This window comes from Marinobacter sp. ELB17, from assembly GCF_000169375.1.
Classification (GTDB): domain Bacteria; phylum Pseudomonadota; class Gammaproteobacteria; order Pseudomonadales; family Oleiphilaceae; genus Marinobacter.
This window is the reverse complement of the sequence record NZ_AAXY01000001.1, coordinates 429810-444438: the sequence shown is the minus strand read 5'-3', so window position 1 is coordinate 444438 and position 14629 is coordinate 429810. Positions and strand designations below refer to the sequence as shown.

The window sequence follows — 14629 nt, the reverse complement described above, 5'->3', positions numbered from 1 at the left end:
GTGTTGCTCTACCCGTAATACTGGGTATTCATTTCGTTTTTTGACAGGTGTGCTTATGAGTAGCCAACCCAAGCAGCTGCAAAAATTGCTGCTGTTTCAACTGACAGATCACCGGCAGTTTGGCCTGGGCACTCTGAAAATTCGCGAAATCATGCCGTTCAGGCGTCTTAGTCGGCTGCCCCATAGCCACCACGCCATTGTTGGCACGGCCACCTTCCGTAACGCGGCGGTGCCGGTAATTGATATGGCCGCGGCTATTGGTTACCCGGCGTTAAGCGCGGAAGAGCGCGCCGAAGCCTCTATTATCGTGACCGACGTGCAGCGTCAGGAAATCGGTTTTATGGTGCGCAGCGTGCAACGCATCGTTGAAGCCGATTGGAAAAAGGTGTTACCGCCGCCCCAGGCCCTGGGTAAGAACGCGTTTATTACCGGTTTGCTAACCCTTGATGGCGCTCTGGTGCAACTGCTGGATCTGGAATTGTTGCTGGCTCGAGTATACCCGGAGTCTTTGAACAGTCAGGACGTGCTGATGAATGATATGGAGATAGAAACCCTACGCAACACGTCGATTCTGCTGGTAGATGATTCACGGGTGGCGCGCAAACAGCTCTGCGATGTGCTGGATCGCAAGAATATTGGCTATCAGGTACTCGAAAGCGGCACGGCCGCGTTCGAGTACCTGCTGGATAGCAGCGCCCACGGCAAACCGGTGAATATTCTGGTGAGTGACATCGAAATGCCGGGCCTGGACGGCTATGAACTGACGTTCAAGGTGCGCGACAACAGCCAACTGCACCAGCCATATATTATTCTGCATACCTCACTGAACAGCGAAATGAGCCTGAGTTATGCCGAACAGGTCGGCGCTGACACCGCGCTAACCAAGTTCGACGCTGAGGAACTGATGCACGCTATGTTAATCGCGGCGAAAGGGCGCCAGCAGAAGATCTAATGGCCCGTCTATTATTCCCGGCACCATTATTGCCGACAGCGTAAAACAAGAAACCGGAGCCAGCTCACCAGGCTCCGGTTTTTTTATGCGTTTGCCCCGTCAGGGTTCCGCGTCACGGTTTGAGCTTGAGGGTGGTGAGCGTACGCTCACGCACTTTAAACAGCATCTCTTCGTCCTCTTCCAGAGACTGGCCGTACGATGGCACCAAAACTTTCATGCGCGCCTGCCACTCCGGGGTTTTCATTTTCTCGGGGAAGCAGCGCTGCAACACGTCGAGCATGGCGTTTGCTGCTGTTGAGGCGCCAGGCGAGGCGCCCAGCAGCGCGGCTAGCGTGCCATCTTTGGCAGCGACTATTTCGGTACCAAACTCCAGCTTGCCGCCGCCGTCTTTGGATTTTTTGATAATCTGCACCCGTTGGCCTGCGTCCTGCAGGCGCCAGTCGCCCTCGCGGGCATCCGGGAAGAAATTGCGCAGTGCGTCTACCCGGTCGCGGTGGGACTGAAACACTTCGCCAATCAGATAGCGGGTCAGGTCCATGTTGGACTTGCTCACCGACAACATGGGGCGCAAGTTCGACGAGCGCACCGAACTGATCAGGTCAAACACCGAACCCTGTTTCAGGAAGCGGGTGGTAAAGCCGGCAAAGGGTCCAAACAACAGGGCCGGCTCGCCGTTAATAATGCGGGTATCCAAGTGTGGCACCGACATGGGCGGCGCACCAATCGGCGCTTTACCGTAAACCTTGGAATGATGCTGCTGCACCACTTCCGGCCGGTCACACACCAACCACTGGCCGCTCACCGGAAAACCGCCGTAACCTTCGGCTTCATCAATCCCTGATTTCTGCAACAGAGGCAGAGCGCCGCCGCCCGCACCGAGGAACACAAAGCCGGCTTCCAGTTTGGTCTGCTCACCGGTTTCCTGATTTTTTACCCTTATTTTCCAGCGCCCGTTATCGCGTTGGTCAATATAGTGCACCGGGCTGTTCAGCATTAGCTCGAAACCGGGCTGGCTTTCCAGATGTTCTACGATGCTGCGGGTCAGGGAACCAAAATCCACATCGGCGCCGTGCTTTATCCGGGTAGCGGCAACGCGCTGCATGGGGTCACGGTGTTTAACGATCAGCGGCATCCACTCGGCCAGGTCTTCCGGCGACTCGCTGTATTCCATTTCACGAAACAGGTGGTGCGCACTCAGGCGTTCGAAGCGGCGTTTAAGGAAGGCAACGTCTTTTTCGCCCCAGACGAAGCTCTGGTGCGGAGTACGGTTTATGAATTTTTTCGGATCGGGCAATATGCCCTGCTCCACCAGGTAAGACCAGAACTGCAGCGTTACTTCGAATTGGGCGTTTATCTGCAAAGCCCGGTCGATGGCCACATCTCCCTCGTCGGTTTCGGGGGTGTAATTCAGCTCGCAGTAGCCGGCGTGACCGGTACCTGCGTTGTTCCAGCCATCGGTGCTTTCGTGGGCAATATGGTCCAGACGCTCCACCAAAACGATGTCCATGGCTGGGTCTAGTTGCTTCAGTATCATGCCGAGGGTAGCGCTCATGACGCCCCCACCGACCAGCACTACGTCTGCCTGTCTTACGGCCATTGGTTTTTCACCCTAGCGAGTATTGAGCTTGTGTGCTCTTTCACGATCAGCAAAAGAGCCTGTCGGAAACCAGCCAGATGGAGCTAATAATGCTGGCAACTGTTTCCTGAATGCAATGTGACGATTATCTCGGCTTTCGGCGCACTATTAAATTGTAATAGGCAACGGTTGCGCGTCATGTAAAGACTCGCCTGGCCCGGGGATCCTGTCTCCGTTGTAATTGATTTTCCCGACTTTTCCAGACAATATCACCACAACTTTAGTCTCACACCCCCCCGGTTTAGTAAAGAGATAGCACGTATGTTACTGGCGATAGGTGCAATCATTGCCGGCTTGATTGTTCTGGTGTGGAGCGCCGACAAGTTTGTAGACGGGGCCGCAGCCGCCGCTAAGCACTGGGGCATGCCCACCTTGCTAATCGGCATGGTGATTATCGGCTTTGGCACATCGGCTCCCGAGCTGGCTGTTTCTGCTATAGCCGCGATGGAAGGCAACTCCGGCCTGGCCCTGGGCAACGGTTACGGCTCCAACATTACCAACATAGCGCTGATTGTTGGCTTAACAGCCATCATTGCGCCCATTGCCGTGCATTCACAAATCATCCGCAAGGAACTGCCACTGCTCGTCGGCCTTACCCTGATTGCCGGTTACCAGCTGATTGATGGCGAGCTGTCGCGCACCGACGGTTGGGTTTTGCTAGCGGTTTTCGCGGCGGTGATGGGCTGGTTCATATTCCAGGGCCTGCGCAATAAAGATGACTCTGTTGAAGCTGGCCTAAAGGAAAGCGCGCTGGCCCACCCCATGCCGCTGAGAAACGCCGTTTTCTGGCTGATTGTGGGCTTGGTGCTGCTGGTCGTCAGTTCCCGAATGTTGGTTTGGGGCGCGGTTTACGTTGCCCAGAGCTTGGGCATCAGCGATCTGGTTATTGGCCTGACCGTTGTCGCCGTTGGCACGTCTTTGCCGGAGTTGGCTTCAGCGTTGGCCGCGGTGCGCAAAAATGAGCACGATCTGATTCTCGGCAACATTCTGGGTTCGGGTATTTTCAATACCTTGGCAGTGGTCGGCCTTGCCGCAACCATCAGCCCATTGCAGGTGGACCCAGAGGTTCTCTATCGCGACTGGTCACTGATGCTGGCGCTGACCGTTGGCTTACTGCTGATGGGCTTTGGCTTTGCCGGCCGCAGCCGCATCATCAGTCGGGTAGACGGTGGTATTCTGGTGCTGGTCTACGTGTCGTACACCGGCTACCTGTTAACCACCATGATACCCGCCACCGGCTAATCGCCAGCGTTTTCCTTAAACATCAGGGCCACCGAGTTCAGGCAGTAGCGCTGACCGGTGGGCGCCGGGCCGTCTGGGAAAACGTGACCCAGATGGCTGTCACAGCGCGGGCAGCGAACTTCTGTGCGACGCATGCCCAGTGTATCGTCTTCAATATAATGAATGTGTTGCGGATCGAAGGGCTGAAAAAAGCTGGGCCAGCCGGTACCCGAATCAAACTTGGCGTTAGAGTTAAACAACGGCAAGTCACACAACCGGCATTCGTAAACACCCTGCTTTTTGTTGTCCAGCAGCGTGCCGCAAAACGAAGGTTCGGTGCCATGGTCTAACAATATCCGACGCTCGTCGGCGCTCAGGCCAACGGCTTTCTCTTCAATCTGTTCCGCTGTTAGCTGCGTCAAATCGTATCCTGCTGCAGATTCGGCCAAAATAGTGCTCCTTACGCTTTATTCGAGTGGTCGTCGGTAGATCTAGACGTTACGCCCGGCTTTAGCCGATCGCTATATTGGTCAACCAACTTCTGCACTTTGGGTGCAGCAACTGCCATGATATAGGGCTGACCCGGGTTGCGAGCGGCGAAGTTCTGGTGATCTGCTTCTGCGACGTAGAAGGCTTCCAGCGGCTCCAGTTCCGTCACAACCGCCGAGTGGAACACGCCTGCCTGGTTCAACTGTTCAATATACGCTTGCGCGACCTGACGCTGCTGTGCCGACTGATAAAAAATAGCCGAACGGTACTGGGTGCCAATATCGTTACCCTGGCGGTTGCGCTGGGTGGGGTCGTGAGCCACCGAAAAGAATACCTTCAGCAAGCTGCCCAACGACACCTGGGTCGGGTCGTATTCAATCTTAATCACTTCGGCGTGGCCAGTGGTACCGGTGCACACAGCCTTATAGTTAGCGCTGTCAGCAGATCCGCCAGCGTAGCCGGATTCAACCGAGTGCACGCCGTTCATGGCAATAATTACCGCCTCCACGCACCAGAAACAGCCACCCGCAAGGACTATCTGACCGCTGTCCTGGTCTGCGGGAAGATCCTGCTCTGGATCCGGAAACCGGCTGCGCGGCACGGTCATGCCGGGGACGCTACAGGATGTTGTCATTACTACCTCCGCAAATACGTTTGTTTGTGTAACTATTGTTCGTTCAATTTGATCACGCGGACCACTCGTGTCCCGCCTGGAACATACCGCCGTGAGTGTCCCGTCTGGTTATTCGGACTCTCAGAAGCTCAGTAGGTTCACGAATGAGCCATAATGGACACTCGCTACCCTGCCAACCCGCCGCGGGTCAGTTTTAACGGGTCCATAAGCTGCTCAAGCCGCTCGCGGCTGAGACCACTGCGCTCTTCAGCCACATCAATTACCGGGCGGCCACTGGCGTAGGCTTCTTTGGCAATTTCAGACGCCAGGCTGTAACCAATTTCGGGGTTTAACGCCGTCACCAGCACGGGATTACGGCCAACACCTGCGTTTAGATGCTCTGCGTTGACGGTAAAGCCTTTTAGTGCTTTGTCACTCAGCAGACTGCTGGCATTGCTTAACAGGCCAATCATCTCCAGCAGGTTGGCACCGACCAACGGTAACATCACGTTGAGCTGGAAATTACCAGACTGCCCGGCGTAAGCGATAGAGGCATCAAGTCCCATAATCTGGGCGCCTACCATAGCCACAGACTCGGGGATCACCGGGTTCACTTTGCCTGGCATAATGCTGCTGCCTGGCTGAAGTACCGGAAGGCTGATTTCTGACAGCCCGTGAATGGGGCCGCTGTTCATCCAGCGCAAATCGTTGGCGATTTTTGTCAGCACTATGCCAAGCCCACGCAGCTGCGCCGACAGCGCCACCGGCGCATCCACTGCGCTCTGTGCCACAAACTTATGGGCTAGTGGCTTGAAGCCAAAACCGGTATTGGCTTTCAGACAGCGGGTAAACTCAGGCGCAAACTCGCTAACGGCATTAATCCCGGTGCCTACAGCCGTGCCGCCCTGGGGCAACGCCAGAAGCTCATCTGCTGCACGTTCGATGCGCGCCTGTGTCGCTTTCAATTGCTCGCGCCAAGTACGAAGCTCTTGGCCCAGGGTCACCGGCATTGCGTCCATCAGGTGGGTTCTACCGGTTTTTACCTGCTCGCCATACATGGCTTCGCGCTCGTAGAGAACGCCTTGTAAATGGGTCAGCGCCGGCACCAGATTCTGGTGAATCGCTATCACCGCGCTGATATGGATAGCCGACGGGATGACATCGTTAGAACTCTGGCTCATATTCACGTGGTCGTTGGGATGAACCATCACACCACTGAGCTCGGCCAGTGCCGCGATCACCTCGTTAACATTCATGTTGGTGCTGGTGCCAGAGCCGGTCTGGTAGCGGTCTACCGGAAACTGATCATAGTAATCACCGGCCAGCAACTGGTCACAGGCTAGCACAATAGCATCGCGAACCGGGCCATTGAGCAAGGCCAGGCTGGCATTAGCTTCCGCCGCGGCTTTTTTTATCTGCACCACGGCGGCGATGAACGCCGGCGGCATGGGTTGCCCGCTGACGGGGAAGTTCTCGATGGCGCGTTGGGTTTGTGCTCCCCAAAGTGCGTTTTCCGGCACCCTGACGTCGCCAAGGCTGTCGCTTTCTACCCGTTCATTGCTCATGGAACCTCCTTGAAGAAATGATGGTCTCTGCCGCACGCTTGAGGATGTGAGATCCTGGGGCGCCTATCCCAATACTGTAGACACTCAGCAGGTTTTTTGACAATGCGCGACGTTATGGGGGCTCAATTATCCAGATAGCTGACAAGCGCTTGATTCAAAGCCACCATACAATCGCTCTGAAAGCGCTGCACATCCAGGTTGGCAGAATGGTCGGCAACCACTGTCAGTCGCAGCTGGCCGGCGTAGCGGCAAGCGGTTACGCTTATTCCCGCATCGGCAATTTGCGGACTCCAGGCCACCAGTTCGTCAACCCGACAACCCGCCAAATAGCGAACCACTCCGGCACCGTCGAAACTGGCTAGTGCTGCACTGGGGCGAGCGGCAAAAGGCCATAGTGGCGTCTGTTTTATCATTTCAGGCAAAAAAGCGTTGCAGGCGGTCAGGCCCCAGGTTAACAACGGTTGCAGGCTGTCGCGAAGGCGGCGAACCTCCTGTTTTATGCGATACACCCGTTCCACAAAACTGTCGCCGTCTATTGGCAGCAATAACCGTTCACTGCCACTGCCATTACCCGGCTCAGACAGCGCTGGCCTTAAACTGGCGGGCAGTTGGGGACGAACATCCACTGGCAGCAACAGGTTAATTTGGGCCTGTTCCAGCGCCTGCGGGCTCAGCCCGAGCTGCGCCTGCAAAGCCGCCGTTATACAGGCCGCCAACACGTCGCGGCTGCTAACGCCCAGCGTCTGGGCCGTCGCCTGTAAACGCGCATCGGGAATCGCCGCAGACCAACAGCACTGGCGCTGGCCGGTTAATGGCCGGCTCAGATTGCTGGGGCTGTCGTCTGGCTGGGCCAGGTAACTGCCTAACTGGCCCGCTAGCTCAAGCGCCGTGGCAGCGCTTGAGCTAAAAGTGCCCGGCAGCTGCCCAGCAGCAGCGGCTGCCGTCTGTACCGCGTCGTTTTCGGGCGGCGGGCCCTCGGCACCAAAAACACGCTCACTCAGCCAATTTTTAGCGCACTGCAGCCAGCGTTCAAGGTCTGCCGGATGCGCTGCACCGTAAAGTACCGGGTGTTGCTGCGGCGACGCGGTGAACAGTTGTTCCAGCAGTTGCGCCAACGAAGCGCTATCAGCGTAACAATGGTGTATCCGCATGAGCAACAACCCACCACCAACGGCGTTGGGCGCCAACCAGAATTTCCATAATGGCCGGTAAATGGGCAGCGGCTGGCTGATAACGGCGTTTATCCAAGGTTGCTGCTGGGGTGAAGTAAAACGGTCCAGCACAATATCCAGATGCTGGCGCACATCAAAATCGACACTTTCCTGCCAGCGCCAATAGCCAGCATAAGGTTCCGGGCGAAAGCGAAAACGCTCCCAGGCACCCCAGTAAACATGCAAGAATTCGCGCAGGCGAGCAGCTGTCAGCCCCTGAACACGAAGCAACACGGTGGTAACCAGCGGGTTTTCCGGCCGTTCGGCAGCCAGCCAGCCTGCGTCGGCAGGCAACATCAAATGCAAAGCTTGCTGGCTCAAAATCCGCTGCCTTTTGTATAGGATGAGCTAAGTTGCCGTAATCTCGGCGAATCCTGAGACTGAGAATAGAACGATATTGTGCCAGACATCCACCAGCGCCTCCAGAGCCTGCTTATACCCGGCGCAAGGTAAAAGTGTTGCACACGGCTTTACCTGCAGGCTTATAATAAGTACAGAGCCAAGCCACTGTGCTGTAAATGCAGGCGCTCGCTATAACGATCAGGAGAGATTATGCAGGCAAGCCATATTCGAAAACTGATCAAACCTATCGAAAACGCTTACGCCGAGATGTTTTCGGGCCAGGTATTTTCCATCGGCGAAGGTGCGATTTCTGTGCGCAATCACAGTGGCCCAGCCGAGAACACGGTGGTGTGCATACACGGTTTTATGGAAAATCACTGCTATTTTACCCAGGCCTATAACGCCCCCACCACCGAACTGATCCTGATCACCTGCAGCAATTACCATGTGCCTGTTAGCGGCGTTATGCCGCAGACGCCCGACTGGGCGGTGGACATCAAGCATTTGGCCGGCACCATCGAATACGATGCCTGCATACTTAACCAGGCCATGCGCAATCTTATAGGCAGCAGCAACGTGCGCATTCACGGCCACTCCCGCGGTGCCGCGGTAGCGCTAGAAGCTGTTCGCCAATGGCCAGAGCTTTACCGCGACATAGAGCTGGTACTGGAAGCCCCGATATTACCCCAGGGCCGCGCCCACCCACTGATGCTAGCATTACTGGAACCACTCAGTCCCAGCATGTGGCCGTGGATTGTCCGCCTGCTGAACAGCACTCCCAATTCGGCTTACAACCAGACATTTTTTGGCAAAACGAACCGGCGCAAGAGAAAACTGCTCAGCAAGCTGTTCCACGCCACCAAAGATCACCTGACCATTGTGCGCAATATCGACAATCTGCTGGCCTGGATGGAGCGCACCGACACCAGCGTTTACCAGCACATCACACGCGGCATTGTGCTGATTCCAGCCACTGACCGGGTGCTCGACCGCAAAGCCATGCTGGCCAGTGCCCGCGAGGGTGGTGAAAACTTGAAGATTGTGGAAACCACGGCGCCCAGCCACTTTATCATTCTGGATGACAAAAAATGGATACCGGATTTAGCGCAGGTTGCGACTGCTGACGTCTGATGTCCCCAATCGCTATTGATGACACTTCAGCACACGTCACTCTACTCGGTTACAATGCCGCCCCCGATTCAACCGCCCAGCCGGAGCCTTTTCATGTATCGCCAGCGCTTGGTTGAAACCGCCGTTCACAGCGATAACGCCCGTCAATTGCAGCATTGGCTGCTGGCCTATCATGATTTTCGCCAAGGCCACAGCCATAACCCGCTGCAACAGCAAGGCGCTCAGGTGGCCAGCTGGCAGGCCGCTCGGCTAAAACAGACTCACCAGGATTTATACCAGAACCCGGGCTATCACGAGGGGCTGGAGTTTTTGCTGACGGATTTGTACGCGCCCGCCGGAATGAGCCATCGCGACGACAATATCGATCGGGTTTTTCCAAAAATGGTGAAGTGGCTGCCAGACCACCAGTTACGAACCCTGGCCAGACTGGTGGAGCTCAACCTGCTGACCCAGCAACTGGACCATAATCTGGCCAGCGCGTTGCATAGCCATCAGATGAGTGCCGCGGCACTGGCAGTAGACGACTACTGCCTGGCCTACCGTTACGCCAATGACCAACACCAGCGACTGCGTCAGATTGAACTGATCGCCGATGTGGGCCATCGCCTTGACCGCTACGTGCGCAACCGAACACTGGGCTGGCTGCTGTCGATGGGCCGCGGACCGGCGGAGATGGCCAACCTGCAGGATCTGCACAGTTTTCTGCACCGAGGCTACAGCGCGTTCCGGTGTATGGATGACGTCGGCAAACTAATTGACCGGCTAGTGCTGCGTGAACAGCACATTATGGATAACATACTGGCCGGTCAATCGCAGCCCTTTGAACTGCCCGCCTCGCTTTGATGCGAGCCGCTTTACGGCTTCAAACGCGAATAATCTGATCTAACTGGGATTCGATTTCCTGTGCAATCCGGCCCTTCATAGGCCGCAACAGCAGTCCCAGCTCCAAGTAGACGTGCAAGTCGCCGTTATTAATCGTGAGCTGGCCTTGCACTCCGCTGCGCTTGATTTTCATAACATCGCCTTCCCACGCGTAAGTCACAGCAAAACGGCTGGACAGATCGGCAGCCAAGGTCTCAGCCGCTTCACGCGCGTGCTGTTTGTCCATGGTATGAGTGCGGTGAATATCAATAATGGACATAAATCAGTTTTCTCTCGCGAAATGATAGGTTTTACAGTGTAAGGCGGTATTAAACTTGTAGCCAACCCCGCAGGCGTTAGAATACGGGACTCAGATTCTGACAGGACAGTTCCATGAGCGATCAGCAAACGCCAGCCAGCGCCGCAACTCCGGGCAGCCCGCAAGACGACGTCACCCATTTCGGTTTTCGCGATGTGCCAAAAAGCCAGAAGGCCGGCCAGGTAGCCGAAGTTTTTCACAGCGTTGCCGGCAAATACGACCTCATGAACGATTTGATGTCGATGGGTGTTCATCGCCTGTGGAAACGCTTCACGATTGAGCTCTCCGGCGTGCGCCCGGGGCACCAGGTGCTGGACATCGCAGGCGGTACCGGTGACCTGACCATGAAGTTTTCGGATTTGGTCGGGCCCAGTGGCAAAGTGGTACTGGCTGACATTAACGCCTCCATGTTGAAAGTCGGTCGCAGCCGCCTGGCAGACCGCGGCTACGCCGGCAACATTGAATACGTGCAAGCCGATGCTGAACACTTGCCATTTCCGGACAACAGTTTTAATGCCGTATCCATCGCCTTTGGTCTGCGCAACGTGACCGACAAAGACCAAGCTCTGAGGGACATGGCTCGGGTACTAAAACCCGGTGGTAAACTGATGGTGCTGGAGTTTTCCAAGCCCACTAACCCGTTGCTAAGCAAGGCCTATGACAGTTACTCGTTCACCGCTTTGCCGTTTATGGGCAAGTTGATTGCCGGCGACAGCAAGAGCTACAAATACCTGGCGGAATCCATCCGTATGCATCCAGACCAGGACACCCTTAAAGCGATGATGGAGACCGCTGGCTTCGCCAACTGCAAATACCACAATATGACCGGTGGCATTGTGGCCCTGCACGTGGGAATAAAACCCTGATGTTCCCTGGCCCTACCCTGCTCAGCGCTGCCAGCGCCATTGTTGAAACGGCGCTGAACCAAGCCCTGGAGTTTGACCCGGCCGGCCGCAAAGCGTTGTTGGCAGCGCTGACTGCCCCGGTACAGTTTGACCTGACGGCGCCCATCGCATTAACCCTTACCCTGACCCAAGGCGCCAAAGGCGTGTTGGTGGGCAGCCAGCCGGCCACTCAGCCCGGGCTGGTGATTGGTGGGCCGGCTATGGCGTTTTATACCATGGCCAGCGGCGACACAAGCGCCATTCAAAACGGCCGTTTAAGCATTAGCGGGGACACCGCTCTGGCACACCAGTTTCAGCGTGCCATTGAACAGTTGAATCCGGATTGGGAGGCGGCCATGGCTCGCCATCTGGGCGATGTGCCCGCTCATTTTCTGGCCAAACGCTTACGCAATGGCGTGAAGTGGAGCCGTGATGCGCGACATAGCATGGCCAGCAATCTGGAAGAATACCTGCACGAAGAAACCGGCGCCTTACCCGGCCGCCGCGAGCTTGAGGCCAGCTTTCAGGATATAGATGCCCTAAGCCTTCGGGTTGAGCGCCTGGCCGCCCGCGTGGAGTTCCTGCCCCAGAGCCAGCCGCCCGCTCTCCCGTCTGAATCGCCTGAAAAACAGGAGAATTCGTGAGCCGTCTGCAACGCCTGTTTCGGATATTTTGGGTATTCTGCCGCTACCGACTGGATATTTTTCTGCCCCTGGCCGAGCTGCCGCCAGTGCTGAAAATCATTTTCATACTGGCGCCCTGGCATCTGTTTCCGCAACCCAAACTCGACCGCGGTGACCGTTTGCGCATTGCTCTGGAAGAGCTGGGGCCGGTGTTTGTCAAATTCGGCCAAATACTGTCTACCCGGCGCGACTTGCTGCCGGACGACATGGCCGACTCGCTGAAAAACTTGCAAGACAAAGTGCCACCGTTTCCAAGCGATAGCGCCCGTGAAATTATAGAGCGCGCGCTGGGCGCTCCGGTCACCGAGCTGTTTGCCGAATTCAGCGCAGACCCCATGGCGTCTGCATCGGTGGCTCAGGTGCACGCAGCCACGCTGAAAAACGGCCAGAAAGTGGTGGTGAAAGTGCTGCGTCCGGGCATTGAAAAAACCATCCGTCAAGACCTCAGCCTGATGTACCTGATGGCCGGAATGCTTGAAAAATACTGGGTAGAAGGCAAACGCCTGCATCCGTTGGAAGTGGTGGCTGACTACGACTCCACCATTCACGACGAGCTTGACCTGCAGCGTGAAGCCGCCAACGCTAGTCAGCTGCGGCGTAATTTCGACAACTCGCCGTTGATCTACATTCCCTTTATCGACTGGGACTTCACCCGCAAGCAGGTGCTGGTCATGGAGCGTATTCACGGCGTGCCCATTGCGGACGTTGCTACGCTGAACGCCGCCGGCGTGAATATGAAAGTGCTGGCCGAAAAAGGCGTGGAAATCTTTTTCACCCAAGTGTTCCGCGACAGTTTTTTTCACGCCGACATGCACCCCGGCAACATTTTTGTGGATATTTCCAACCCTGCCGACCCCCAGTACATCGCCATTGATTTTGGTATTGTCGGCACCCTGTCCCCAGACGACCAAAGCTATCTGGCCCGCAACCTGCTAGCATTTTTTCGCCGCGATTACCGCCAGGTGGCGCAGTTACACATTCAAAGCGGATGGGTACCACCGGAAACCCGGGTTAACGAATTTGAAGCGGCTATTCGCACCGTGTGCGAACCAATTTTCGAGCGTCCACTGAAAGAAATTTCCTTTGGCCACTTTCTGCTGCGCCTGTTTCAGACTGCCCGCCGCTTCAACATGGAAGTACAGCCTCAGCTGGTGCTGCTGCAAAAAACCCTGCTGAATGTTGAGGGTCTTGGCCGCCAGCTCTATCCGGATCTGGACCTGTGGAGCACTGCTCAACCATACTTGGAGCAATGGATGCGCAAGCGTATTGGGCCATCCGGGTTTTTGAAAACCTTGCAGACCCACTTTCCGGCTTGGCTGGAACAGTCTCCGGAGATGCCGCAGTTGATTCACGATGCATTATTGCAGCTACGAGGCGCGGGCCCCACCGAACAGCAAAATCGCGACACTCTGGCGCTATTGAGAGAACAGCAGTTGCGCAGCGAACGGCGTTGGCGCCGGGGCTGTATAGCGGCGTTGTTAGCCGCAACTGCGGTTGCCGCCAGCCATCCACCCAGCCAACAATGGCTCAGCGGTTTGCCGGTGTGGAGCTGGATATTGTTTATTGCCACTGGCGCGCTGGTATTGCGCGGCAGCCGTTAACCCGCTTTCAGGACTGAACCCATGGAGCAAACACCTGCCAATGAATGCCAGCCAGCCTGGCTTGACACCATCCGCTGGACAGCAGACGGCCTGGTACCCGCCATCGCTCAGGATGCCGACAGCGGCGACATACTGATGATGGCCTGGATGAACGCCGAATCGCTGCAGCTTACCGTTACCGAAGGCCAGGCCGTGTATTGGTCACGATCCCGCGGTAAACTCTGGCGCAAGGGCGAAAGTTCGGGCCATCAGCAAGTGATAAAGGATATTCGCCTGGACTGCGACGCCGACGTAATTTTGCTGAAGGTCGAACAAAAAGGCGGGATTGCCTGTCATACTGGTAGGCGAAGTTGCTTTTACCAATCACTGCAACACGGCCAATGGCAAAGCGTAGATCCGGTACTGAAAGACCCAAGCGCCATTTACAACACAGCAAAAAGTGCCAAGGAGCCCAACGGTGAGTGACGTATTGCAACAACTGGCGCAGGTGCTGGAAGCCCGCAAGAACGCCGATCCTGATAGCTCTTACGTGGCAAGCTTGCACGCCAAAGGGCTGAACAAAATTTTGGAAAAGGTTGGCGAGGAGTGCACTGAAACCCTGCTCGCCGCCAAAGACGCCGAGCACAGTGGAAACAACGACGAGCTGATTGCCGAAACCGCCGACTTGTGGTTTCACACCTTGGTTATGCTGTCACGCCTGGGTGCGGGGCCGGAAGACATTACTCGCGAACTGGCACGGCGATTCGACCTGTCGGGCCTGGAAGAAAAAGCGTCGCGCCAAGAATAGGGGTATCTACCTCACAAGAGGTTTTTTACAGTGCCACCAGTGGCGTACAATAGCGGCCACTGCCAACATTTGAACGAGGATTCACCATGGGCATCAGTATTTGGCAACTTCTTATTGTACTTGGCATTGTTATTTTGCTGTTCGGAACTAAAAAACTGCGCAATATCGGTACCGATCTTGGCGGCGCCATTCGTGGTTTTAAAAAGTCCATGACCGATAACGATGGTAAAACCGACACCTCCAATCCGGATAACCTGGAGGAGAAAGACAGCGCACAGTTTCAGCAGTCCGCTGCGGACGACAAAACCCGGGATAAAACCCAAAGCTGAGAGCC

The 14629-nt window shown here is 56.0% G+C and carries 16 protein-coding genes; 10 read left to right on the top strand and 6 right to left on the bottom strand.

Annotation, left to right across the window (positions count from 1 at the left end; genetic code table 11):
* Nucleotides 1–55: 55 nt before the first annotated feature.
* Nucleotides 56–952, top strand: coding sequence for a chemotaxis protein (locus MELB17_RS02135; protein WP_007348482.1), 897 nt, complete (start codon nucleotides 56–58; stop codon nucleotides 950–952).
* A gap of 112 nt (nucleotides 953–1064) precedes the next feature.
* Here MELB17_RS02135 and mqo read toward each other — a convergent pair whose 3' ends face one another.
* The gene (gene mqo / locus MELB17_RS02130; RefSeq protein ID WP_007348481.1) at nucleotides 1065–2549 is read right to left on the bottom strand and encodes a malate dehydrogenase (quinone); all 1485 of its coding nucleotides are present in this window, start codon (nucleotides 2547–2549) and stop codon (nucleotides 1065–1067) included.
* Nucleotides 2550–2849: 300 nt separating this feature from the next.
* Here mqo and MELB17_RS02125 point away from each other — a divergent pair, with 300 nt between their 5' ends.
* Entirely contained in the window at nucleotides 2850–3830 is a 981-nt protein-coding gene (locus MELB17_RS02125; RefSeq protein WP_007348480.1) for a calcium/sodium antiporter, read from the top strand.
* Here the strand turns inward: MELB17_RS02125 and msrB are convergent.
* From msrB to MELB17_RS02105, 4 genes are all read right to left on the bottom strand, one after another.
* The gene (msrB, locus tag MELB17_RS02120; RefSeq protein ID WP_007348479.1) at nucleotides 3827–4258 is read right to left on the bottom strand and encodes a peptide-methionine (R)-S-oxide reductase MsrB; all 432 of its coding nucleotides are present in this window, start codon (nucleotides 4256–4258) and stop codon (nucleotides 3827–3829) included. The two genes, MELB17_RS02125 and msrB, sit on opposite strands and share 4 nt — an antisense overlap.
* Nucleotides 4259–4269: 11 nt before the next feature.
* The gene (gene msrA, locus MELB17_RS02115; RefSeq protein ID WP_036183162.1) at nucleotides 4270–4932 is read right to left on the bottom strand and encodes a peptide-methionine (S)-S-oxide reductase MsrA; all 663 of its coding nucleotides are present in this window, start codon (nucleotides 4930–4932) and stop codon (nucleotides 4270–4272) included.
* A 164-nt stretch (nucleotides 4933–5096) separates the two neighbouring features.
* Nucleotides 5097–6476, bottom strand: coding sequence for a class II fumarate hydratase (locus MELB17_RS02110; RefSeq protein WP_007348477.1), 1380 nt, complete (start codon nucleotides 6474–6476; stop codon nucleotides 5097–5099).
* A 122-nt stretch (nucleotides 6477–6598) separates the two neighbouring features.
* The gene (locus tag MELB17_RS02105; protein ID WP_007348476.1) at nucleotides 6599–8008 is read right to left on the bottom strand and encodes a WS/DGAT domain-containing protein; all 1410 of its coding nucleotides are present in this window, start codon (nucleotides 8006–8008) and stop codon (nucleotides 6599–6601) included.
* A 231-nt stretch (nucleotides 8009–8239) separates the two neighbouring features.
* Between MELB17_RS02105 and MELB17_RS02100 the strand changes: the two genes are divergently transcribed.
* Both MELB17_RS02100 and MELB17_RS02095 read left to right on the top strand, forming a co-directional pair.
* The gene (locus MELB17_RS02100; RefSeq protein ID WP_007348475.1) at nucleotides 8240–9160 is read left to right on the top strand and encodes an alpha/beta fold hydrolase; all 921 of its coding nucleotides are present in this window, start codon (nucleotides 8240–8242) and stop codon (nucleotides 9158–9160) included.
* Nucleotides 9161–9253: 93 nt separating this feature from the next.
* Complete coding sequence (locus MELB17_RS02095) at nucleotides 9254–10003, top strand: FFLEELY motif protein (protein WP_007348474.1); 750 nt, start codon at nucleotides 9254–9256, stop codon at nucleotides 10001–10003.
* 19 nt (nucleotides 10004–10022) lie between these two features.
* On the opposite strand, the gene MELB17_RS02090 is transcribed toward MELB17_RS02095, so the two are convergent.
* Entirely contained in the window at nucleotides 10023–10301 is a 279-nt protein-coding gene (locus MELB17_RS02090) for a polyhydroxyalkanoic acid system family protein (RefSeq protein ID WP_007348473.1), read from the bottom strand.
* A gap of 113 nt (nucleotides 10302–10414) precedes the next feature.
* On the opposite strand from MELB17_RS02090, the gene ubiE reads away from it, so the two are divergent.
* The 6 genes from ubiE (at nucleotide 10415) to tatA (ending at nucleotide 14624) form a co-directional block, all read left to right on the top strand.
* Complete coding sequence (ubiE, locus tag MELB17_RS02085; RefSeq protein WP_007348472.1) at nucleotides 10415–11206, top strand: bifunctional demethylmenaquinone methyltransferase/2-methoxy-6-polyprenyl-1,4-benzoquinol methylase UbiE; 792 nt, start codon at nucleotides 10415–10417, stop codon at nucleotides 11204–11206.
* The gene (locus MELB17_RS02080) at nucleotides 11206–11868 is read left to right on the top strand and encodes an SCP2 domain-containing protein (RefSeq protein WP_007348471.1); all 663 of its coding nucleotides are present in this window, start codon (nucleotides 11206–11208) and stop codon (nucleotides 11866–11868) included. The genes ubiE and MELB17_RS02080 overlap by 1 nt, the downstream gene beginning before the upstream one ends.
* The gene (ubiB, locus tag MELB17_RS02075) at nucleotides 11865–13508 is read left to right on the top strand and encodes a ubiquinone biosynthesis regulatory protein kinase UbiB (protein WP_007348470.1); all 1644 of its coding nucleotides are present in this window, start codon (nucleotides 11865–11867) and stop codon (nucleotides 13506–13508) included. Before MELB17_RS02080 ends, ubiB begins: the two co-directional genes overlap by 4 nt.
* 21 nt (nucleotides 13509–13529) lie before the next feature.
* Nucleotides 13530–13973: a phosphoribosyl-AMP cyclohydrolase gene (gene hisI / locus MELB17_RS02070; protein ID WP_007348469.1), complete on the top strand. Its 444-nt coding sequence runs from the start codon at nucleotides 13530–13532 to the stop codon at nucleotides 13971–13973.
* Entirely contained in the window at nucleotides 13966–14295 is a 330-nt protein-coding gene (locus MELB17_RS02065; RefSeq protein ID WP_007348468.1) for a phosphoribosyl-ATP diphosphatase, read from the top strand. Before hisI ends, MELB17_RS02065 begins: the two co-directional genes overlap by 8 nt.
* 86 nt (nucleotides 14296–14381) lie before the next feature.
* Nucleotides 14382–14624 (top strand): twin-arginine translocase TatA/TatE family subunit, encoded by a 243-nt coding sequence (gene tatA, locus MELB17_RS02060; protein WP_007348467.1) that lies wholly within the window; start codon nucleotides 14382–14384, stop codon nucleotides 14622–14624.
* Nucleotides 14625–14629 lie beyond the last annotated feature (5 nt).